General features: G+C 43.0%; 18 protein-coding genes and 1 tRNA gene. 7 read left to right on the forward strand and 12 right to left on the reverse strand.

Going from position 1 to position 22289, the window contains the following annotated elements; translation table 11 throughout:
- The first annotated feature begins 74 nt into the window (after positions 1-74).
- Positions 75-2042 (forward strand): DNA topoisomerase III, encoded by a 1968-nt coding sequence (locus ATG66_RS09965; RefSeq protein WP_098415151.1) that lies wholly within the window; start codon positions 75-77, stop codon positions 2040-2042.
- An 82-nt stretch (positions 2043-2124) separates the two neighbouring features.
- Here ATG66_RS09965 and ATG66_RS09970 read toward each other — a convergent pair whose 3' ends face one another.
- Positions 2125-2814, reverse strand: coding sequence for an SDR family oxidoreductase (locus tag ATG66_RS09970; protein ID WP_098415152.1), 690 nt, complete (start codon positions 2812-2814; stop codon positions 2125-2127).
- Positions 2815-3070: 256 nt separating this feature from the next.
- On the opposite strand from ATG66_RS09970, the gene ATG66_RS09975 reads away from it, so the two are divergent.
- Both ATG66_RS09975 and ATG66_RS09980 read left to right on the forward strand, forming a co-directional pair.
- Positions 3071-3991 carry a histone deacetylase family protein gene (locus ATG66_RS09975; protein ID WP_098415153.1) on the forward strand — a complete coding sequence of 307 codons (921 nt, stop codon included), beginning with the start codon at positions 3071-3073 and terminating at the stop codon, positions 3989-3991.
- Positions 3992-4433: 442 nt separating this feature from the next.
- Positions 4434-4640, forward strand: a complete 207-nt coding sequence (locus ATG66_RS09980) for a helix-turn-helix domain-containing protein (protein ID WP_231398565.1) — start codon at positions 4434-4436, stop codon at positions 4638-4640.
- Between the two features lie 64 nt (positions 4641-4704).
- Here ATG66_RS09980 and ATG66_RS09985 read toward each other — a convergent pair whose 3' ends face one another.
- From ATG66_RS09985 to ATG66_RS10020, 8 genes are all read right to left on the reverse strand, one after another.
- A complete protein-coding gene (locus tag ATG66_RS09985; RefSeq protein ID WP_098415154.1) occupies positions 4705-5460 on the reverse strand; it encodes a hypothetical protein in 756 nt (251 codons plus the stop codon).
- The gene (locus ATG66_RS09990) at positions 5457-5873 is read right to left on the reverse strand and encodes a hypothetical protein (protein ID WP_031854777.1); all 417 of its coding nucleotides are present in this window, start codon (positions 5871-5873) and stop codon (positions 5457-5459) included. The genes ATG66_RS09985 and ATG66_RS09990 overlap by 4 nt, the downstream gene beginning before the upstream one ends.
- A complete protein-coding gene (locus tag ATG66_RS09995; RefSeq protein WP_098415155.1) occupies positions 5870-6703 on the reverse strand; it encodes a hypothetical protein in 834 nt (277 codons plus the stop codon). The genes ATG66_RS09990 and ATG66_RS09995 overlap by 4 nt, the downstream gene beginning before the upstream one ends.
- A 224-nt stretch (positions 6704-6927) precedes the next feature.
- Positions 6928-7683, reverse strand: coding sequence for an IS21-like element helper ATPase IstB (gene istB, locus ATG66_RS10000; protein WP_098413846.1), 756 nt, complete (start codon positions 7681-7683; stop codon positions 6928-6930).
- The gene (gene istA, locus ATG66_RS10005) at positions 7673-9187 is read right to left on the reverse strand and encodes an IS21 family transposase (RefSeq protein ID WP_143699666.1); all 1515 of its coding nucleotides are present in this window, start codon (positions 9185-9187) and stop codon (positions 7673-7675) included. The genes istB and istA overlap by 11 nt, the downstream gene beginning before the upstream one ends.
- 282 nt (positions 9188-9469) lie before the next feature.
- Positions 9470-9560, reverse strand: a tRNA-Ser gene (locus tag ATG66_RS10010).
- A gap of 155 nt (positions 9561-9715) precedes the next feature.
- Positions 9716-11524 carry a DUF3413 domain-containing protein gene (locus ATG66_RS10015; protein WP_098415156.1) on the reverse strand — a complete coding sequence of 603 codons (1809 nt, stop codon included), beginning with the start codon at positions 11522-11524 and terminating at the stop codon, positions 9716-9718.
- 22 nt (positions 11525-11546) lie between these two features.
- Positions 11547-11774 carry a YejL family protein gene (locus tag ATG66_RS10020; RefSeq protein ID WP_098415157.1) on the reverse strand — a complete coding sequence of 76 codons (228 nt, stop codon included), beginning with the start codon at positions 11772-11774 and terminating at the stop codon, positions 11547-11549.
- An 84-nt stretch (positions 11775-11858) separates the two neighbouring features.
- Between ATG66_RS10020 and yejK the strand changes: the two genes are divergently transcribed.
- Both yejK and ATG66_RS10030 read left to right on the forward strand, forming a co-directional pair.
- Positions 11859-12857 (forward strand): nucleoid-associated protein YejK, encoded by a 999-nt coding sequence (yejK, locus tag ATG66_RS10025; protein WP_098415158.1) that lies wholly within the window; start codon positions 11859-11861, stop codon positions 12855-12857.
- A gap of 218 nt (positions 12858-13075) precedes the next feature.
- Positions 13076-14275 carry an Hpt domain-containing protein gene (locus ATG66_RS10030; protein ID WP_373560833.1) on the forward strand — a complete coding sequence of 400 codons (1200 nt, stop codon included), beginning with the start codon at positions 13076-13078 and terminating at the stop codon, positions 14273-14275.
- Positions 14276-14351: 76 nt separating this feature from the next.
- Here ATG66_RS10030 and nhaC read toward each other — a convergent pair whose 3' ends face one another.
- A complete protein-coding gene (gene nhaC, locus ATG66_RS10035) occupies positions 14352-15785 on the reverse strand; it encodes a Na+/H+ antiporter NhaC (protein WP_098415160.1) in 1434 nt (477 codons plus the stop codon).
- Between the two features lie 430 nt (positions 15786-16215).
- Here nhaC and asd point away from each other — a divergent pair, with 430 nt between their 5' ends.
- A complete protein-coding gene (asd, locus tag ATG66_RS10040) occupies positions 16216-17331 on the forward strand; it encodes an aspartate-semialdehyde dehydrogenase (RefSeq protein ID WP_098415161.1) in 1116 nt (371 codons plus the stop codon).
- 64 nt (positions 17332-17395) lie between these two features.
- On the opposite strand, the gene ATG66_RS10045 is transcribed toward asd, so the two are convergent.
- Together ATG66_RS10045 and ATG66_RS10050 are read right to left on the reverse strand one after the other, a co-directional pair.
- Positions 17396-18253, reverse strand: coding sequence for an ion transporter (locus ATG66_RS10045; protein WP_098415162.1), 858 nt, complete (start codon positions 18251-18253; stop codon positions 17396-17398).
- A 35-nt stretch (positions 18254-18288) separates the two neighbouring features.
- A complete protein-coding gene (locus tag ATG66_RS10050; protein ID WP_098415163.1) occupies positions 18289-18927 on the reverse strand; it encodes a YchE family NAAT transporter in 639 nt (212 codons plus the stop codon).
- Between the two features lie 626 nt (positions 18928-19553).
- On the opposite strand from ATG66_RS10050, the gene adhE reads away from it, so the two are divergent.
- Positions 19554-22256 carry a bifunctional acetaldehyde-CoA/alcohol dehydrogenase gene (gene adhE, locus ATG66_RS10055; RefSeq protein ID WP_098415164.1) on the forward strand — a complete coding sequence of 901 codons (2703 nt, stop codon included), beginning with the start codon at positions 19554-19556 and terminating at the stop codon, positions 22254-22256.
- Positions 22257-22289: the final 33 nt, after the last annotated feature.

Here is a 22289-nt window from a genome sequence, read left to right on the forward strand (position 1 = left end):
TCTATACAGTTTTTCTTGATTTTTTAGGGTGAGATTCGATAATGTAGCCCTTATTATTATGATGTCTAAATGTTATGTCTCGTCTGTTTATCGCTGAAAAACCAAGTTTAGGTCGTGCAATAGCGGCCGCATTGCCTACCCCCCAAAAGAAAGACCAAGGCTTTATTCGCTGTGGTAACGGTGATGTAGTGACTTGGTGTATCGGGCATTTATTAGAACAGGTAGAGCCAGACGCTTACGACGAGCGTTATAAAAAGTGGAGTATGACGGATTTGCCGATTATTCCACAGCAGTGGCAATTGAGACCGAGAAAAAGTGCGAGCAAGCAGTTAACCGTGATTCGTAAGTTACTCAAGGAAGCGAATGAAGTCATTCACGCCGGAGACCCAGACCGCGAAGGTCAATTGTTGGTGGATGAGGTATTGGAACACTGCAAGCTTTCCAAAACCAAAAAAGCAGCGACTCAACGTTTGCTTATCTCAGACTTGAACTTGCCAGCGGTCAAGCGAGCATTGAGTTCAATGCGCAGTAATCGTGAGTTTATCCCGCTTTCTGTATCGGCACTCGCTCGTTCTAGGGCCGATTGGCTGTACGGAATGAACATGTCTCGTGCTTACACACTGCTTGGTCAAAAAGCAGGTTATCAAGGTGTATTATCTGTGGGGCGGGTTCAAACGCCGGTGTTAGGTTTGGTGGTTCGCCGTGATGAAGAAATAGAAAATTTTGTGGCGAAAGACTTTTTTACACTGCATGCATTGATTCCGTATCAAGATAACAATGGCACATTCGATATTCGCGCACGCTGGAAGCCGAGTGAAGCCTGTCAGCCTTGGCAAGATGAAGAAGGGCGAGTGCTGAGCCGAAAGCTAGTGGAAAACGTAGCAAGTCGGATTAAAAATCAGCCAGCTAAAGTCACCGAGTCCGAGCAAAAGCAGACCAAGCAATCGGCGCCGCTTCCGTATTCGTTGTCGGCACTACAGATTGACGCTGCAAAGCGTTATGGGCTGAGTGCTCAACAGGCTTTAGACACTTGTCAGGCTTTGTATGAAAAGCATAAGTTGATCACTTATCCACGCTCAGATTGTCGCTACTTACCGATGGAGCATTATGCGCAAGCAAGGACGGTAACCTCAGCCATCGCGAACAATACCAAAGAGCTACAAAGTGCGGTTCAGGGAGCCGATTTAACTCTGAAATCAAAAGCATGGAACGATAAAAAGGTCGATGCACACCATGCGATTATTCCCACACCAAAGCAAGCGAATGTAAACGCTCTTTCTGCTAATGAAATGAAAATATATCAGTTGATCGCTCGTCAATATCTTATGCAGTTTTACCCTACAGCGGTATACGCAGAAGCAAAACTCGTGTTTGACATCGCTGGTGGCACATTCATCGCTAAAGGACGTCAATTGTTATCATCTGGCTGGAAAGTGTTAATGGGAAAAACGGACAAAGATGATGAAGGGATTGATGCTGTACCACCATTATCGGAGGGGACAGTATTGACTTGTCGAGAGGGTGAAATTAAAGATCGTAAAACCGAACCCCCGAAGCATTTTACGGAAGCGACGCTTCTACAAGCGATGACGGGCATTGCTCGATATGTTGCGGATAAAGAGTTAAAGAAAATATTGCGCGATACCGACGGCTTGGGCACGGAGGCAACGCGAGCCGGTATTTTAGATACGTTATTCAAACGCCAACTGTTGACACGTCAAGGCAAGTCGATACTCAGCTCTCAAGCTGGGCGGGGGTTAATTCATGCACTGCCACAAGATGCGACTTATCCTGATATGACGGCGAATTGGGAACATCAGTTACAAGGAATGTCAGAAAGAAATCAGGCGTATCAACCCTTCATGCAAGCATTAGAGCAACGAATTAGTGGTTTGATGGGGCAGGTTAAATCAGGGCCGATCCCGGACTCATTACGTCATCTCCCTAAAGTAGATCGTCCTGCATTCAAACGTAATAAACGGAGCTATGCGAAAGGAGGCGCTGCTAAATCGGGTGCCTCCAAACGTAAATCCACATCATAAAGCGCCAACTCAAAAGGTCATTGTTGCTTTGGGTTGCACGTCTATCATACCGTCAAGAGGCCACCTATTGATGGCTTATTGATCACCAAGGGAGCTCGGTACCATCATAGTTAATAAATTGACCTGAATTTTGGGGGGTGCTCTGTGTAATCACGTTTGCTAACCCCTTTGCTGACGTCTGTGTATCAATCAAAGCATTGGGTCCACCCATCGCGGTACGCACCCAACCGGGATGAAGCGCTAACACGGTAAATCCTTCAGAGGTTAAATCGTTGCTTAAGCTCTTAACGACGGAGTTAAGTGCCGCTTTCGATGAGCGATAGATATAGCCTCCGCCGGAAGTGTTCTCGGTCATGCTGCCGACTTTCGATGAAATACAAGCAATCTTTTTCGTAGCGCCTTGCTGTAATAGTGGGTAAAAGCTCTCAATCAGCTTTAATGGAGCAATGGTGTTAATTTCAAATACTTTGCGCCATTCTTCAACATCGGTATTGCCGAAGCCATAACCCTTAGGCCCGTAATAGCCTGCGTTGTTTATTAGCAAGTCGATAGCTGGAAGTTCGCCAGTAAGCTTAGCCACTTGGTCATAGTTAGTCACATCCAGTTCGTGTAAAGACAATGAGTCGTAGCGTGATGCTAATGCTCGTAGTTCTGAACAGCTTTCAAGAGAGCGGCTAGTGGCGTGTACTTGGCTGCCTTGTTGCAAGTACAGCTCGGTTAAACTTAAGCCGATGCCTCGGTTTGCACCAGTAATAAAGACCGTTTGACTCATAAAAACACCTACCTTGTTGATCTAAACAGAGGCCATTGTGTTAGCGGAGAATAATAAAATCAACTAACCATTAGGCACTCAATGTGATCGTTAAAAAAGCAGCGCATAAAAACCAACGATTGTATCTAGTATGGCAAAGGCAATGTGTTTCTATTTAACTTGTTTTTGTCAGTGCTGAAAATCATTATCAATTAGAATTGTTTTTATTAACTTGGAGTTGATATTATTTCACAACGATTGTTAATAAGAAAATCTCATGCTGCCACTGATCTACCACCCAATCTATTCGCAACTTCAATTACCTAAAGGTCATCGCTATCCAATTATGAAATACAAGTACCTTTACCAATCGGTTATGGCACAAATCGAAAAGGAGGGGTGGGGAAAGCAGGTGCAGTTTTTCCAGCCGGAGGCATTAACTGTCGATGAGATAAAGCAAGTTCATGATGAAGAGTATGTCGACTTACTTATTAAAGGTAATATGCCTACCGCGAAAATGCGCCGTATCGGTTTTCCTTGGAGTGAGCTCCTGATCACAAGAACATTAACCTCTGCGGCAGGGACGGTCTTAACGGCGGAAAAGGCACTTGAGTATGGTGTCGCGATTCATTTGAGTGGTGGGTACCATCATGCACACAAAGATTTTGGCAGTGGGTTCTGTTTATTTAATGATCTGGTCATCGCCGCAAAGCAGATGTTAGATATCGAATATGTGGACAAGGTCTTGATTATCGATAGTGATGTGCATCATGGTGACGGAACGGCAACGCTTTGCCAAGCAGAGCCAGACATTATTACGTTATCATTTCACTGCGATAAAAACTTCCCTGCGAGAAAGCCTCAATCAGATCTGGATGTTCCTCTCGTTCGCGGGACAGAGGATGAAACATTTCTAATGACATTCAAAGAAGTCGTTGAAATGGCCCTTAACCTCCATCGTCCAGATCTGGTGATCTATGATGCTGGTGTGGATATCCATCAAGATGATGAACTAGGTTATTTTAATGTATCTACGCAAGGCATTGCAGAGCGCGACCAATTTTTAATGCAAACGATGAAAGAGAGAAGCATTCCCGTTGCGGCAGTGGTTGGGGGAGGATACCGAACGAATCACGCAGATTTGGTACCAATTCACTTACAGTTAATTAATGCTGCTAGCGAAGTGTTTATCAATTAGCTAAATGCATCAGAGGGGAAAATTCCCCTCGACTGGGTAGATATCCTAAAACGACAAAGGCCTGCAAAAATGCAGGCTTTTTAAATAATGGCGGAGAGATAGGGATTTGAACCCTATCTCTTTGAAAACCTATATTTATCAAGCTCTTGAGTTTATTAGCTTTCTTCGATTATCAATCAAATGTCAGGTTGACAGTTGTGAATCACATTTAGTATACAAAAACAGCTTAACTTAGCAAGTGAATCAAGCAGATAACGCGATAAAATTTTGTAGACAAAGATAACTAAAGGACGATGGTTGTGATTTCAGACATTGTATAAATCAATAAACTTAACCCCTTGGAGGGATAAATATGGTATTATCCCCCTGAGGGGTTAAAAATGTTTTGGAGAATATGATGTTGATTACAAGTCCCAGGCAGTTGGGAATATACCTAAGAGATGTGCGTCGAACTCAAAAACGCAATCAAACTTTAGTTGGTGACATTGTGGGTTTGAAACAAACCACGGTGTCAAAACTGGAACGAGATCCAGCTTCGTCAAGCATCGAGAGTTTAATGCGCCTACTGTCTTCTCTTAACCTTGAGCTACATATTGAAGAGAAGGTCGTAGGCAGAGACCCAGGCAAGTTTGATCCTGACGATTGGTAAATCGTCTTGAAACTAAGTTGAGTCTTAACCTTACAAAGATTAATCTTTACTCAATAAGAAGATATTATATGTGGTAATCCAGTAAACTATCTGGATCTGGGTGGTGTGATGAGCAGCAATTTACGCATGTATGATTGCATTTTTTCTTTCGACGTGCGCTCTTATCTGAAGCAACATCTTTAAGCGCTATGGCAATGTGTCTTACTGTGAATATTTGCCCAGTGGCTTTACTATTATGGGTCGTTTCAAAGTAATTATCGCCTACATTAGTAGTAAAGTTGACGCTAAACTCTGGGCTTTTATTTTCTTTACGCGACAAGTATTGCTTCCATTTACTAAGCATCTCACTACTGTTATTTTCTTTACAGTAAATCAGTAGTGCGCCATCTTTGAACGCACGTGTCCCATACCGATCTGATAACTGTCGAAACCCTTCCATAATGTGCGTTGTACTATAGTCGATCTTGGCTTCAGCCAAAAAACGGAAGTTTTGCTGAGATTCTTCAATGCATATATCACAGTTCCCTGAAAAAGACGTGTCATGAGTCGCTGCGTGATTCAAGAAATGTAAAAGATTAACTAATTCAATGGTGATTCTGTCCTCAGTATCATGCTCTCTATGGATAGGGTGCATCTCTAGTCGTTGGATTGTTTTCTCTAAGCCATTGTAAACTCTTACTAAATTTTGGTTATAGTCTTGCCTTGCAAGATCTGAGTGTAATCCAGCCGTACAATTAGGAAGAGTATCTTTAAAAAAGCCACTTTCAACTTGAGCTAGAGTTAAAGACCCATAAGGTAATGAAGAAGCTTGATTGTTCAACTAATCGCTCCCTCTGCATTGATAAATTCATGAGAAAGAACGAAAGAAAGTGTTACTTCATTTTCAAAGTTAGGGATTTCCCTACCTGTGACTGGATGATACAAAGCGCCGTCTTTCTGGGCTTCATATATCTCATCTGCTGTAATCTCGAACAAGCCATTATCATATAACTCATACCTGAGATTAAGTACGTGTATAGAGGGATGTACCAAGTAGTTTGTAGCTTTATAGACAAGTTCGTTTTCAGTGTTACTCAACCCACTATATTCACATAATTCGCGCAAGTTGATAGGAGTATCTTGAAGATACTCCTTTTGAATGCTGAGAGATCTCAATACACGCTCTATGACTGGGAGCACATCAGTGTCCTCCCAATCATTGTGAATGCGTATAATTAGATCATTTAGATTCATGCTGCTAAAAGCCTTGTACGATATGTAGAGATGTCGTTCTTAATGCTAATTATATGATCAGTATAATCCATCTCTGTTTTGCAGTTTGATAAAATCACGTAATCTAAAACTGGCATTCCACCAGTCTGTATCAGTTTTGCTGTACCAGGTAGATATGCTTCAGTCTCATAGCTGCCCTCTACTGTTGTCAAAGTTCTTCTCTTTCGGAGTGCAATTCGGAATGGTTGTAACGCTGTTTGAGACTGAGCTAAACTACTTTTCCCACCTTTATGGAACAGCTCATTTCTCAGATCTTTTGTTCCTGTCCGCATTTTTTCATGATGGATAACGGAACCAACGATAAAACCAAGTTCGCATACTCTTAGCTTTGAGTTTTCATATCCCCCAGGTACTGCTAAAAACAAATTTTCGTTTTCAAACTCAAGGTTTTCAGAAGGAATTACTTTTTCAATTGTATCGCGGAAAGATTTCTCTAGATAGGCAAAGGACTCTTCAATAGCTTGTTTCGATGACAAAGAGGCAGTGTCCAAGCGGAACTCAATTGTTTGATCTGAAAAACTAATGTACACCGAATCATAATAACGTCTTTTGATATGGCGTTTTGCTTTGATGTCATAAAGCTCATCTGGAAGAGTAAACCCTGCATTCAGTTGCTGAAAGTATGTCTCGTCTAGTTCAATAGTTTCTTCTAGAACTTTGATAGACGCATAGGTCAGTAAGAGGCCATCGCTGACTAAATCAGTTTTTATCAGTTTTGGGGTGTGTTCTAACCTATCGTCAGAATTATCATCAACAAAAGGGTAATTGATCTCGGTGAAAGGCAAATCCACCAATATGTCTTTTGCTCTAGCTTCGATTTTATTGATAATTTTTTCTTTGAGAGTTTTTATCGATACAGTTTTGTCGCCAAAAAGAATGAACTGCTCGTACGCACGGAACAGGCTTTCAATTTTTTCCTTATCTGTTAATTTGCACTTAAATCTGATCCACCATTTGCACTGAAAAGTGATCCACCTAAGTAAGTCTATTCTAGACTACATTTTTACGTTAGTTTCTATTTGGTTTTCTCCTTCGACTTCTTTTTTGATTCCTTAAAACGATAGCTGTCGTTACCCGTTTCAATGATGTGACAATGATGAGTCAGCCTATCCAGCAATGCCGTTGTCATCTTTGCATCACCAAACACTTTCGACCATTCCGTGAAGTTGAGATTGGTGGTAATGACGATACTCGTACGCTCGTAGAGTTTACTGAGTAAATGGAACAGCAATGTCCCACCCGCTTGGCTAAAAGGGACATACCCAAGTTCATCTAGTATGACTAAGTCGCAGCTCACTAATCGATTAGCGAGGCGGCCCACATGACCCGCTTGCTTCTCCTGCTCTAGCGTATTGACGAGTTCTATGGTCGATAGGAACCTGACCCGCATTTGATGGTGTTGTATGGCTTGTACGCCCAACGCCGTCGCTAAGTGCGTTTTCCCTGTGCCTGGACCACCAACAAGCACGATGTTTTGGCTGTCTTTGATAAACTCACAGCGATGCAGACCTCGTATTAGATACTCATCGACTGTACTCTCGCTAAAGTCAAAACCGTATAGGTCTCGATAGACTGGGAACTTTGCCGCTTTCATTTGGTAAGCGATACTGCGCACTTCACGGTCTGCTATCTCTGCTTTTAACAAGGTTTCAAGGATGGGTTGAGCTTGTTGATAAGCAGGAGAGTTTTGAGAGGCAAGTTCAACAATACTGCTAACCATGCCGTGAAGCTTGAGTGCCTTTAATGTGCTTAATAACGCTTCATTGTGCATGACGTTTTCCTCTTAATTCGTCATATCGCGACGTATCACTGGTTGGCTCGGTAACCAGTCGCAACCCTTGAGAGACGGGGACGGGTACAACTGGAGAAGGATTGAGTAAGCGGCTTAAACAGTTTATGACGTGTTGTTTTGATGGTGTGCCTGCTTCCAGTGCCATATTAATGGCTTGCTCTACCAGCTTTTCATCGTGATGAATAACCAATGACAAGATTTCGACCATTTCCTTATCGCCGCCAAGACGCTGTAATAATATTGATTGCAGGTGCTTAAAGCTCTCAGGGAGCAAGTGAAACGGTGCGCCATTACGCAGAGAGCCTGGTTTACGTTGCGCAACCAACAGGTAATGTCGCCAGTTATAAACAATGTGTGGCGGCTCATGTTTAGGATTAAAGACTCTTTGGTGCTCTGCTATGGGCTGACCTTCTGCCACCAAAACAATACTATCGGGGTAGGCGTGCAGACTCACTCGTCGGTTTGCGTAACTTGCAGGCACGGAGTATTTATTTCTGTCGAAGTTCACCAAACAGGTAGAGGAGACTCGCTTGCTTTGCTCGATAAAACCATCAAACGGCGCTGTGACTTTCATTAATTGGGAGCGCTCACTTAGCCACGTTTGCTCTATGGTCATATCACGATATTGAGGGTGTCTACGTGACTGCCAGTCCCGTAAACATTGGGCTTCAAGCCATTGATTAAGCTCTTCTAAGGTTTTCACCTTAGGAGCGCGCTGCCAGATGATAGAACGCACATCCCGCACGTTCTTCTCGATCTGCCCCTTTTCCCAACCTGCGGCTGGGTTGCAGAAGTCGGCTTCAAACAAGTAGTGACTAACCATTGTTAAAAAGCGACGATTCACTACTCGATCTTTGCCATTTTTGACCGCATCAACCGCAGTTTTCATATTATCGTAGATCCCCCGTTCTGGAACGCCTTGGAACACGCGAAAGGCATGGTTATGGGCATCAAATAACATTTCATGACTTTGAGAATAATAGGCTCGAAGGAGGAATGCGCGGCTATGACTGAGTTTGAAGTGAGCGACCTGTAGCTTGGTTTTATGGCCATTGATATAGGCCCAATTTTCGCCCCAATCAAACTGAAAGGCTTCACCAGGGGCAAACTCTAGCGGCATATACGTTCGTTTAGACGCATCGAGTTTTTGTTCTTCGCGCCATTTACGTGCAAATGAAGCGACTCTGTCATACGAGCCGCTATAGCCTAGCGGAACGAGGTCTTGAAAAAGGTTTTTGACCGTTTTGCGCTGCTTTCTCGGTCGCTTCATTTCTCGTTTTAGCCAAGAAGTCAGTAATTCTTTAAACTCGTCTAGTTTACTCAATGAATGCCGCTTTGGATAAACAGGTTCGATAGTTTGATCTTTCAAATAACGTTTAACGGTATTTCGGGATAGTCCAGTACGTCTGGCTATTTCTCTTTGCGACATTCCTTCGCGGAAATGCCAACGACGAATAACACTTAATAATGACACGTCAATCACTCCATATTCTCCTGCTAAGACTCAGCAGGATTTAGGTTAGATGATGTGGATCAGTTTTCGGTGCAAATCAGGGGGTGAAGTGGATCAGTTCTGGATGCAATTTAACATCGAACCTCTCTCGGATAGCCAAGAGAAGTCTGTAATGCAACAGGAGTGGAAATACGTGTATAAAACACGTTATTGCTCAATTTAATCAAATACATATGTATCACCTATTTGTATTAGGTGACATTTGATCGTCTTAAAACGAGAAAAGCCCTTGATAAATCAAGGGCTTGAATGTGGCGGAGAGATAGGGATTTGAACCCTAGATACGCTATTAACGTATGCCGGTTTTCAAGACCGGTGCTTTCAACCACTCAGCCATCTCTCCATTGTTGACTTAGATATTATAAGGCTTTGAAAATATTGTAAACCCCAATTTAATCAATTGGATGTTTACTGCTCAGAAAACTATAATCTCTGTTGTTTAAATAAACAAAAGCTCCCCTAAAGGAGAGCTTTGCGGTAGGTGTTTGCCAGCTTCGGCTAGTTGTTTTTTGAATAAAAGCGTTGTAGTTCCGTTAAGCCTTGCATTAATACAGGCAATTTCGGCGCTTCATCTCGTAGGCGTTTGTAATCTTTGTCATACAATTTGTAGTTGCCAAACTTGTCGATCACCGTGGTTTGCGAATTGGTAATTAATGCCAGCTCACGAGTGTCACCCGCAAGAATCCAGCGGCGGCGGCCTTCATCAAACAAGTTACGGCCACTGCTGTAATCAGATGGGTTAGACGATACGCCTAGCATATCTTGCAGTAGCGTGACAGAGAGATCTAAATGGCTCGTGCTGTGACTAAACTCACCTGCTAACATTCCTGGCCATTGGAGTACCATCGGCACTTGGAGCTGATAACGACTGTAATTACTATTTGCTCCCCAGCTATTGGTGTTTGTCTCATTAAACTCACTACCGTGGTTAGAGGTAATGATAACGATAGTGTTGGTCAACTGTTCTGTAGTTTCAAGCTCATTAATAATGCCTGCAACTGTCTTGTCAGCAGTTTTTACGGCAAGTTCATACGCTTTTTTGAATCGTTCGCTTGCTGGCATTTCTTCATCTTTGTTTGATGGCAGCGGTTCAAAATTATCAACAGCCGTCACTTCGATGTAGCTAAACCAAGGTTGGTTCGCTTGTTCAGTTAGCCAAGTACTCCAATCTGCAATGGATTGTTGGTCTGTATGGGGTTGTGTTCCGTCAAGCTCATCTGCCAGCTTTAAATCTCGGAAAATGATTTCTGAGTACAGGTCATCTTCAAAACCGTTGCCACTGAACAAACCAAAGTTGTAACCCTGATCTTTGAGAACATCGAGTAATACGGGAGAGGTACCCTGTGCTTTAATGCTTGAGGCATAACTGGTTGGTAAACCGTAGAACAAACCGAAGGCTCCATATGTGTCATTACTTGAGCTGTAATGATTGCGGAAGTTTTGGTTTTTCTGAGCAAACTCGTAGAGGTTCGGCATCTCTTGTTGATTTAGCGCGTCTGACCGTAAGTTGTTCACGCTGATCATTAGTACATTGAGTTTGTTTACACGACGATTAAACTCCAGCTTTTCTCGTGGGTAGTTGACTAGCTCGACGTTACCTTCATTTTCAGCTAAGCGTTGTAAATACTCTTCGCGATCAAGCAAGCCATGCTTTTCCATGAAGCTTTTCGCCGTCATCGGGTAGGACAACGGGAAATTTGAGCGCTGACTTGTTATTGGGTTGTAGAAATAAGCATCGGCCCAAATGTAAACCAAATGACTCATGATAAAGCTGATGAAGAATACGGCGGTTAGCGGTCGGCCTACGTGTTTATGAGAAAGCTTACGCTGTTTTCGCCATACCCACTCGGATAGAGCGAGCTGAGTAAGGAAAATCAGCGGCATCACCACAAATAAATGTTGCAGATCCGTACTGAGTGTACTTTTGTCTTCGCTGAACAGCAATTCCCAGACGACGGGGGTCAAGTGCAGGTTGATTGACTGATACGCTTGGGTATCAATCAGTAATAGGGTTTGTCCAACCGTCGCGAAAATCACAGCCACCAAACGGAATAGTTTCCGCGATGGCAGGACAAATGTCAGCGGGAATAGAACCAGTAGATAGAGCGCGAAAACCAGAAAGCCAAAATGCCCAACCCAAGATACCGCCAGATAGAATTGACCTAGCAATGTTTCGGGCCAAGGTGACTGAACAATATAGCGCGTGCCTATCAACATCGAAGCGACGATATTGAAGAATGCAAACCAATGACCCCAACCAACCAGTCGAGATACACGTTCGCCGTATGAGTTTCTGCTGTCTACCATGTATGTGTTCTATTGTCCGTGATTAGTGTGTTTTTGGTGTTTCTAAAGAAGACATCAGTGCCTGAGCAAATTTTTCAGCAATAGCCTTACGTTGTGAAGCAGCAACACGCTGATTTAAGACATTGGTTGCGATATTTCCGGCAATCATGAGCGTCAATTCAGGCGACGCTGCGTGTTTTTTTAGAACTGTAGCTACTTCAGCAAGAATTTTCTCTACTTGTTCGTCAGTATATTTAGATGTAATCGGCATAAAGACTCTAATAATGATAGTAAAAGCGGCTTATGATAACCTACAATCCACATCAACTAAAACCTTGTAGCAAGATAAATCACTATGAGCCTTCATCTTTCAAACGTTATTTTGCATCAACTATGCAAAAACGATCAGGACGAACTGGTTGTAAACTTTCGTCCAGCATCATTAGATAACGATGCATCTACTGAAAAATTAGTCGCTGAGCTTCACCGCGTATTCCATTCTAAAGCTGGTAAAGGTTTTGGCTCTTTCCAGTCAGACAGCGAATTTCAATTTTGGCTTCAAGAAATGCGCAAAGGAGAGCGAGATTTTTATGATTTCTCGCAAATTAGTGCAAATCGCTTGAAAGAAGAGTTGATTAAGTATCCATTCGCGGATGAAGGGATCTTGGTTTTTGCAGAGTACCAAAGTTTGGCGACAGATTACCTATTCATTGGTATTTTACCTATGAACCAAAGTCTAAAAGTGACGGAGGGTTTGGACATCAGTGCGACAGATTATTTAGATATCACCAAAATGGATATTGCTGCGCGTATTGATCTGTCTAGCTACGAAACTGATAAAGAGTCCAACCGTTATTTGTCTTATATAAAAGGACGAGTAGGCCGTAAAGTGGCGGACTTTTTCCTCGATTTTTTACAAGCGGATATTGGCCTAGACACCAAACAACAAAACTTGGTGTTAATGCAAGCCGTTGATGACTTCTGCTCGGACTCTAAGCTCGAGAAGCAAGAAGTTAACGAGTACAAAAAGCAAGTTTACGATTACTGTAACGAACAAATTAAATCAGGTGATGAAGTTCAAATCTCTGAGTTATCTGGTGAGCTTCCACCGAGCCAAGACGGTACGAGTTTCATGGACTTTACCAAAGAACAGGGTTATGAACTTGAAGAGTCATTTCCTGGTGATCGGTCGACAGTGCGCAAGCTAACCAAATACGTTGGAGCCGGTGGAGGCTTAAACATCAGCTTCGATAGCTTGTTGCTTGGTGAGCGTATATTTTACGATCCGGAGACTGATACGTTAACGATCAAAGGAACTCCTCCGAATCTCAAAGACCAGTTGAGTCGTAACTAGGTCAGTACATTTTAACAAAGAGAGCCCACTGGCTCTCTTTTTTTATGTGAGGCAGGTACACCCATTATGTATGCCATGGTATATGCTTGTAATTAATGGATATATATGAGGGATGAGCGTTGCAGAAGTTAAAAGGCGGGGTTCGGCAATGTGCTTGGTTCTTATTTGTTTTATGGTGTGCTTTTGCTCTAGGAGTTTTGCTGCAGGCGAAGCAAACGATGCAAACAATCTCGATCGTTAATGAATTAGGAACCAAAGTCGAAGAGGTTCGACATTTCTTTAACTTCGAGCTTCCTTATCGTGTTAAGTATGTTGATCAAATCGCTCTTGAGCTCCAGCTAGTTTACGCCGTTCGTTTGCAACTCGAGACTGAATTATCGGCAGAAGAAACCACACCAGATATTACTCCATTGCTTTATGCCACCGATCGTTTTTTAGAGCGCGCTCGCGCTTTTATTGACAGCGATACTAAACTCGTATCGTTAGCAGAGTTATTACACAATAGCCGAGATCTAGACCAGAATTCAGAACACATTCAGTCAATGTACTACCGTTTAGGGGCGTTAGTGTTGGAGTCTATTTTTAGCGACTCTGCAACGAATACCGATACGTACCGCGAACTTGATTTACTTTTTATCGAGTCAGATTCTCTCATCGCTGAAGAGCGGCGTGCTTTTCAACGTCGACTTGCTCAAACGTCAAGTGCTCTCTCTGCCAATGCACAAGGTAGTTATTTAGCGAATCAGCTACTTAAGCCGGATTTTTCCAACCAATTGGCTTCTATTAATGCCCAGTTGGAGCAAAAGCTGATGACATTCCTTGTTTGGCTTTCGGCCGTCAGTGGTGTAGTGCTTGCGTTTTTCTCGTGGGCAGTTTTCACCGAAGGCACCGTTCAGCCAGTAGAAACAGCAGGTGAGCAAGAAAAAGAGCCAGAGCACATAAAGAATAAACCACTTAGCGTTGATTTATCGTTCCATGCTAAGAGTCGGCAAGCACAACAGAACGCAGAAACAAGCAAGCATAATTCACCTTCACCAACGACAGATGAGATCTCAAGTGAGCCATATATCGATATCAATAAGATGTTGGATTCGTTAACGGGAGACGAAGATGCGGTGCGCATGTTGCTTGAGATCTTTATTCAGGATCACTGTGATGATGGCACTAAAATGCATCGCTTACTAAAGGAAGATAAAGATCAAGCAAAAAGGACGTTACACAGCTTAAAGGGAGTAGCAGGAAGTTTGGGTGCAATGCCACTGTACTATATATCGGGTGATATTGAGTTGTTAATTAAGCAAGGGCTTACAGTGCCGGAAGATAAGCTAACAGATTTAGCTGGTGTTCTGCATCAAACCATACTTTATGCTAACAATGTCCTTGAGAGTGAAAAGATACAAGAAATGTTCACAGATTGATATTGCCCAAAATAAACAAAAAAGAGCGCTTATAAGCGCTCTTTTTTCATTTGAGTTGTTTTATAGCAAAATCAGATTAAGCCGTTTGCTGCTTTAACTCAGCTTCCACTTGTTCCGATGATTCTGCTACTGGCTCACATTTATCAACAAACCAGCCCATGTAAGAGCTAATAATGGTCACGATGATACATACAAAGCTTAACCACATGAACGGTGCATAAGACAGTGTCGCAACACCCAGAATACTTGCCATGTAGATACCGTTGTCACTCCATGGAACCATGCCTGAGGTTAATGTGCCACCGAACTCCGCGTTACGAGACAGGTTTTTACGTTTGTAGCCTAGGCGGTCGTAGTTCTTCGCACAGATTTTTGGTGTCAAGATAAGTGAAACGTACATCGCTGAACCAAATACGTTACCCATAAACGCCGTGCCAATCGTGCTTGTTGCTAGGGAGCCTGCACTTTGAACGCGTTTTTCGAATAACTTCGCGATGGTTTCTAGAACACCAACTTTATCAAGTAGGCCACCAAAACCAAGACCAAAGACGATAACCGCAACTGACCCTAGCATTGAAGACATACCACCGCGGTTAAGGATAGAGTCAATGAAATCCACACCAGAAGAAATCGCAAATGGTGCCCATGCGGTATTGAATGCGGTTAGGAAGTCAACTTCTTGGATCATCACAGCCCAAATAATACCCAGTAGAGAACCGAAGCTGATCACAGGAAATGAAGGCATACGCATGGCCAGTAGTGACAATACGATAATAACCGGAACAAATGAATAAGGTGTGATGTAGAACTGTTGTTCCATCGCTTTGATTACAGAATCCACTTGGCTCATGTCCACTTGGCCAGCATAGTGAAAGCCAAATGCCGTGAACATGATGCCTGTAATAATGTAGCTGATCAGTGCAATTGGTAACATGCCTTTGATGTGCTCCATGACTTCAACGTTAGACATTGATGAAGCAAGGATCACAGAATCTGACAGAGGCGACATTTTATCACCAAAGTAACAGCCTGAAAGCACGGCACCTGCCGTGATCGGCGCAGGAACGCCAAGGCCTTGGCCGATACCCATCATTGCAATACCAGCAGTACCTGCTGCGCCCCAAGATGTGCCTGTCGCCAATGCTGTTAATGAACAGATGATCATTGTAGCGAGCAAAAAGATAGAAGGGTGAATTGCTTTTAGACCGTAGTAAATGATAGTAGGCACAATACCGCCTGAAATCCAAGTGCCGACAAGGGCACCTACGGCAAGCAGAATCAATACTGCTCCAAGCCCGTTGGAAATACCATTTAGTGCTGCTTTTTCAAGGTCTTTATATAAGTGACCGAGTTTTAAACCCAGCAGGATAATAATGAACCAGCCGATGTACAGCGCTAACTGTATTGGCAGATCTAACTTGGCAGTAAATGAAAATGCCAGCAGTAGAAAAAAACCAAGCGAGATAAATACCTGTATCAAGCTTGGTAGGCGTGGTGTAACTTGCTTCATATGTGCCTCTTTCAATCTTGGAGCAATAGAGGAAGGCGCTCCTTGTTGTAATGGCTCACAACATACATTAACAAAAATTATATTTCGAATATTTGGTGTTTTATCTTGATGTTCGTCGGCGAAAACGTTTGCTTGTGAAATTAAATGTCAAAGTTATTTAATCTTTATGGTTTTAAATGTTATGTGATGTGAAAATTATGTGCTTCAGGTGTTATTTCTGATTTTCTGGTAAGACCAATTTTGATGAAGAGGGCTTTCCCTACTTGAAAAATGAACGAATTAGCAACCAGACCCCTTAAAAATCTCGTTTAACGCGAATTATTCAGGATAAAAGGTTAATAATTGAGTTTATTTACAAATTAGGGCTTGAGATTTTGTTGCGAAAAATGAACTATGGAATAGGTTTTTTAATACATGGAGAGTTAATACGATGAGAGTTGGTTTAGTTGGTTGGCGCGGTATGGTTGGTTCAGTCCTTATGCAGCGTATGGTTGAAGAAAAAGACTTCGATCTGATCGAACCAGTATTCTACAGTACTTCTCAAGTTGGTATACCTGCTCCTAACTTAGGAAAAGACGCAGGATTACTGCAAGACGCGTATGATATTGAAAGCTTAAAACAACTTGATGCGGTTATTACGTGTCAAGGTGGTGACTACACAGAGAAAGTTTACCCAGTGCTTCGTCAAATGGGCTGGAAAGGCTACTGGATTGATGCTGCCTCTACCTTACGTATGGCAGAAGATTCAATCATCACGCTTGATCCGGTGAACTTGCAGCAAATTCAACAAGGTATTCATGCTGGCACCAACACATTTGTTGGTGGTAACTGTACTGTCAGCTTAATGTTGATGGGCCTAGGCGGTCTATTTGAGAAAGGTTTAGTCGAGTGGACAAGTGCCATGACTTACCAAGCCGCTTCTGGTGCAGGTGCACAGAACATGCGTGAATTGATTTCTCAAATGGGTGTCATCAACGATTCTGTAAGCTCAGAGCTTGCAAACCCATCAAGCTCGATACTTGATATTGATAAAAAAGTGGCCGACACAATGCGCAGTTCTTCTTTCCCTACGGATAAATTTGGTGTGCCATTGGCAGGCTCGCTTATTCCATGGATCGATGTAAAACGTGATAATGGCCAGAGTAAAGAAGAGTGGAAAGCGGGTGCAGAAGCAAATAAGATTTTAGGGTTTCAAGATACGCCAGTGCCTATTGATGGCACTTGTGTCCGTATCGGTGCAATGCGCAGTCACTCACAAGCACTCACGATTAAGCTAAAGCAAAACGTGCCAATGGATGAAATCGAAGAAATCATCGCAACTCACAACGATTGGGTTAAAGTGATTCCTAACGACCGCGATATCACCGCACAAGAGCTAACGCCTGCGAAAGTGACGGGCACAATGTCAGTGCCTGTGGGGCGTCTACGTAAGATGGCAATGGGGGATGACTTCCTAAATGCTTTCACCGTTGGTGACCAATTGCTTTGGGGGGCCGCTGAGCCACTACGCCGTACGTTACGCATCATTCTTTCTGAAAAAGCATAAATTTAACAATCAACAAGTAGTGTTTAAATACAAAAGAGCTCCCTTGGGAGCTCTTTTTTTATATTTATTCTTTTCCTCTAACCACTCGTTTATCTGGTTCGGCTAACTCGCTACCACAATGTTTGCAATAACTCGCATCGGAGTCATGCCCGGAGTGAGAACAGTTGGGGCATTTCACTAGAACCTTGTGTGATTGCATTTCTTGATGTAATTCAGCCGTAAATATTCCCGTCGGAACCGCAAGAATCGAGTAGCCAAGTAACATAGTGATTGACGCCAATGCTTTGCCCAAGTTGGTTTGTGGGACCAAATCACCATAACCCACAGTTGTTATCGTTACGATAGCCCAGTAAATGCTTTTTGGAATGCTGGTAAATCCGTTCTCTGGGCCTTCAACAATAAAAATCAAAGAACCAAAAATCGTAACTAAAATGGCAACGGCACTAAAGAAGATGAAGATTTTTCTTCGCGCCATTAACAAAGAACGCAATAGGATATTAGACTCTTGTAAGTATCGGACCAATTTTAGGATACGGAATATGCGCATCACACGAAGTGCTCTGATCACGCCCATGAAAGATGCTGCCGGAAAGAACAGAACTAAGTAGGTTGGGAGTATTGCCAGTAGATCAACAACACCATAAAAACTTTTCGCGTAGGCTGCTGGTTTGGGGGAGCAATACAAACGCAGTAAATACTCTATGGTGAACAAGCCTGTGAAGGTATATTCTAAATACTTGAGCTCTTGTGCCCATTCTGCGCGCACAGATGGGATAGAATCGAGGACAAGAACGGCTAAAGAGCTAAGGATTGCAACGATGAGTGCAATATCAAAAGCACGACCAGCCTTGGTATGCGTGCCAAATATAGTGACATAAAGCGTATGTTTGAGAGAGTCAGTTGTCATGACAAAGCGATCCATTATTGAATCGCTCTATCATACAATTTTATAGGAAATCAGGCTAATCCTGGGAATAAGTTGCGTAAACCATTCGCAATAAATTCAATACCCAATGCACCTAAGATCAACCCCATAATACGGGTGATAACGTTAATGCCGGTTTGGCCCAAAAATCGCACGATCAGTGGGGCAGAGCGGAACAACAGCCACGAGCATAGACAGAACAAGCCAATAGTAAGGCTGATACCGACAGTATCCAACATGTTTGGGTAGCGTGCGCCGTAGACGATAGTTGAACTAATGGCACCAGGCCCCGCCATTAAGGGCATAGCCAGTGGCACGACACCAATCTGTTCACGACTCACGTATTCGGACCTTTCTTGTTTGTTCTGTTTACCTTCCCCTAACTTACCACTCATCATCGAGAATGCGATACTGAGCAACAACAAACCACCCGCGACTCTAAACGAGTCGAGCGAAATACTGAACATATCTAATAACATCTGACCAGCAAATAGAGATGTGATCAGAATAATAGCAACCGCCACATTAGCCGTGGTCACGGTTTTGCTTTTTTCTTCTGGTGTCATGTGACCGGTCAATGACACAAATACTGGCATGATGCCTACAGGGTTAACTGCGGCAACCAAACCAAGAAAAAACTGTAAGAATATGGCTAGCTCAAAAGTCTGCATATCGTGTACTCGTAAAAATTCACGCGAGTGAAAAAGAGAAGAGGTAATTTTGCGGTAATGTAAGGCAAAAGCCCGACTGAAAGAAATGAAAAAAACTAACGTATTCGACAGTATATGCGTGAGAAAAACTAATTTTTAATAATCTGTATCCAATTTGGAAATAAATTGTTACGTAGAAAGATGTTGTAAATCTGCTCTTTTTTACACAAACTTTAACATTCGTGCACTTTTGATAAAAACAAAGGTGGTTTGCAGAGAGATGAATTTGATTCTATATACTCTCAGTAGCGTAATAATTTGAGCCTGCATGTAATTTTGTTGGCTAAAAATGAAACTTTTTTACAGGTTGTTGTTGTTTCTTTTATTTGACTGTCTATGCGCTTCTTTTTTTAAATAAAGAATGAAGTTTAATTTCTTTTTTTATCAGTATCTTAATTGATTTTACTGGTGTTTCGAGAGTGATAACTGATCCAAGTCATTTTTTTTCACACTCTGAAATATTATACTCAGCCCTGAAAGCAATTTACTAAGACGTTTGTTTGCTAAATGACTGATTAACAGTGAAGTCGATAAACAATAGCCTTACTAAAAAGTTTTTAATATTTGTTAATTTTAGGAGAATCCCTATGCCTGTAACTAACCTGGCCGAACTAGATGCAATGGTCGCTCGCGTTAAAAAAGCGCAAGAAGAGTTTGCAACTTACTCTCAGGAGAAAGTTGACGCAATCTTTCGCGCCGCGTCTCTTGCCGCTAACCAAGCTCGTATCCCTCTAGCGCAACAAGCGGTAGAAGAATCTGGTATGGGTATTGTTGAAGATAAAGTAATCAAGAACCACTTTGCATCTGAATTTATTTACAATAAATACAAAGATGAAAAAACCTGTGGTGTCTTAGAAGAGAATGACAGCTTAGGTACGATGACAATCGCTGAACCAGTCGGCATCATCTGTGGTATCGTTCCAACGACAAACCCTACTTCTACCGCCATCTTCAAATCACTCATCTCTTTGAAAACTCGTAACGGCATTATCTTCTCTCCACACCCACGAGCAAAAAATTCGACGAACGATGCCGCGAAACTGGTTTTAGATGCAGCAGTAGCTGCGGGCGCTCCAAAAGACATCATTGGTTGGATCGACCAGCCTTCAGTTGAGCTGTCTAACGCTCTCATGAAGCACGATGGCATTGCACTTATCCTAGCGACTGGTGGTCCAGGCATGGTTAAAGCAGCTTACTCTTCTGGTAAGCCAGCAATTGGCGTTGGTGCAGGTAATGTTCCAGTTGTGATCGACGAAACGGCAGACATCAAACGTGCTGTGGCGTCTATCTTAATGTCTAAAACATTCGATAACGGCGTAGTATGTGCTTCTGAACAGGCAGCGATCGTTGTTGATGAAGTCTATGACGAAGTAAAAGAGCGTTTCGCTTCTCACAAAGCTTACGTACTCAGCAAAGCGGAAGCTGATAAAGTGCGTAAAGTGCTGCTTATTGACGGCGCATTAAACGCAAAAATCGTTGGTCAACCAGCACCAGCAATCGCTGAGATGGCAGGCGTTAAAGTTCCAGCAGATACTAAGGTTCTCGTTGGTGAAGGTTTAGGTAAAGTCTCAGTGGAAGACGAGTTCGCTCACGAAAAACTGTCCCCAACCTTAGGCCTATTCCGTGCTGACGATTTCGAAGACGCGGTTGCTCAAGCGGTCACTATGGTAGAGATTGGCGGTATCGGCCATACATCTGGTCTTTACACAAATCAAGACACAAATGCAGACCGTATCCGTTACTTTGGTGACAAAATGAAAACGGCTCGTATCCTAATCAATATCCCGACTACACACGGTGGTATCGGTGACCTATACAACTTCAACGTTGCGCCTTCTCTAACACTAGGTTGTGGTTCTTGGGGTGGTAACTCTATCTCTGAGAACGTAGGTCCTAAGCACCTAATCAACAAGAAAACTGTAGCGAAGCGAGCTGAAAACATGTTGTGGCATAAACTACCTAAGTCAATCTACTTCCGTCGTGGCAGCCTTCCAATCGCCCTTGGCGACCTAGAAGGTAAAAAACGCGCATTCCTAGTAACTGACCGTTTCCTATTCAACAACGGTTACGCAGATGGCGTAGTAAGCCTACTTAAAGCTCAAGGCATGGAGGTTCAAACATTCTTCGATGTAGAAGCTGATCCAACGCTATCGGTTGTTAGAAAAGGTGCAGAAGCAATGCAAAGCTTCCAGCCTGACGTGATTCTAGCTCTAGGTGGTGGTTCACCAATGGATGCTGCGAAAATCATGTGGGTAATGTATGAGCACCCAGAAACAGCATTTGAAGAACTGGCAATGCGTTTTATGGACATCCGTAAACGTATCTATAAGTTCCCTAAAATGGGTCAAAAAGCGGAGCTTGTATGTATCACTACCACTTCAGGTACTGGTTCAGAAGTTACGCCATTCGCGGTTGTTACTGACGACGAAACTGGGGCGAAGTACCCACTAGCTGATTACGAACTAACGCCAAACATGGCTATCGTTGATGCGAACTTGGTCATGAACATGCCGAAGTCTTTAACCGCATTTGGTGGTTATGATGCCGTCACTCACGCTCTAGAAGCTTATGTGTCTGTTCTTGCGAACGAATACTCAGATGGTCAGGCTCTACAAGCACTTAAGATGCTCAAAGAGTACCTGCCATCAAGCTACGCGAACGGTGCAAATGACCCAATCGCTCGTGAGAAAGTACACAACGCAGCGACTATCGCAGGTGTTGCATTTGCGAACGCATTCCTAGGTGTTTGTCACTCAATGGCTCACAAGCTGGGTGCTGAGTTCCACATTCCACATGGTTTGGCTAACGCATTACTTATCTCTAACGTTGTTCGTTACAACGCGAACGATAACCCAACTAAACAAACAGCGTTCTCTCAATACGACCGCCCACAAGCACGTCGTCGTTACGCTGAAGTTGCTGACCACTTAGGTCTAAGCCAAGCTGGTGACCGTACTGCTCAGAAAATTGAACGTCTACTAGCATGGTTGGACGAGCTAAAAGTGAACCTAGACATCCCAATGTCTATCCAAGCGGCCGGTGTATCTGAAGCAGACTTCGTAGCTAAACTTGAAGAGTTAGCAGTTGAAGCGTTTGATGACCAATGTACAGGTGCGAACCCACGCTACCCACTCATTAGTGAGTTAAAAGAAGTGTTAATGTCTTCTTACTACGGTAAAGCATTTGTTGAAGGTGAAACTTTCGAAGGTACAACGGTTATCAAGAAGAAAGCAGATCAAGAAGCAGCGAAAGTAGCGCCTAAAGCTAAAAAAGAAAAAGCTGATGCGTAATTAAGAGTTGTTTTTGAAAAAGGGTTTTCGCTA

The sequence above is a fragment of the Vibrio sp. ES.051 genome (assembly GCF_002563795.1).
GTDB lineage: Bacteria > Pseudomonadota > Gammaproteobacteria > Enterobacterales > Vibrionaceae > Vibrio.

What these genes read in the sequence shown, in the direction of transcription:
- ATG66_RS09965 (WP_098415151.1), top strand. Translation starts at nt 75, where the DNA reads ATGTCTCGTCTGTTTATCGCTGAAAAACCAAGTTTAGGTCGTGCAATA.
- ATG66_RS09970 (WP_098415152.1), bottom strand. Translation starts at nt 2,814, where the DNA reads ATGAGTCAAACGGTCTTTATTACTGGTGCAAACCGAGGCATCGGCTTA.
- ATG66_RS09975 (WP_098415153.1), top strand. Translation starts at nt 3,071, where the DNA reads ATGCTGCCACTGATCTACCACCCAATCTATTCGCAACTTCAATTACCT.
- ATG66_RS09990 (WP_031854777.1), bottom strand. Translation starts at nt 5,873, where the DNA reads ATGAATCTAAATGATCTAATTATACGCATTCACAATGATTGGGAGGAC.
- istB (WP_098413846.1), bottom strand. Translation starts at nt 7,683, where the DNA reads ATGCACAATGAAGCGTTATTAAGCACATTAAAGGCACTCAAGCTTCAC.
- ATG66_RS10015 (WP_098415156.1), bottom strand. Translation starts at nt 11,524, where the DNA reads ATGGTAGACAGCAGAAACTCATACGGCGAACGTGTATCTCGACTGGTT.
- ATG66_RS10020 (WP_098415157.1), bottom strand. Translation starts at nt 11,774, where the DNA reads ATGCCGATTACATCTAAATATACTGACGAACAAGTAGAGAAAATTCTT.
- yejK (WP_098415158.1), top strand. Translation starts at nt 11,859, where the DNA reads ATGAGCCTTCATCTTTCAAACGTTATTTTGCATCAACTATGCAAAAAC.
- ATG66_RS10030 (WP_373560833.1), top strand. Translation starts at nt 13,076, where the DNA reads ATGCAAACAATCTCGATCGTTAATGAATTAGGAACCAAAGTCGAAGAG.
- nhaC (WP_098415160.1), bottom strand. Translation starts at nt 15,785, where the DNA reads ATGAAGCAAGTTACACCACGCCTACCAAGCTTGATACAGGTATTTATC.
- asd (WP_098415161.1), top strand. Translation starts at nt 16,216, where the DNA reads ATGAGAGTTGGTTTAGTTGGTTGGCGCGGTATGGTTGGTTCAGTCCTT.
- ATG66_RS10045 (WP_098415162.1), bottom strand. Translation starts at nt 18,253, where the DNA reads ATGGATCGCTTTGTCATGACAACTGACTCTCTCAAACATACGCTTTAT.
- ATG66_RS10050 (WP_098415163.1), bottom strand. Translation starts at nt 18,927, where the DNA reads ATGCAGACTTTTGAGCTAGCCATATTCTTACAGTTTTTTCTTGGTTTG.
- adhE (WP_098415164.1), top strand. Translation starts at nt 19,554, where the DNA reads ATGCCTGTAACTAACCTGGCCGAACTAGATGCAATGGTCGCTCGCGTT.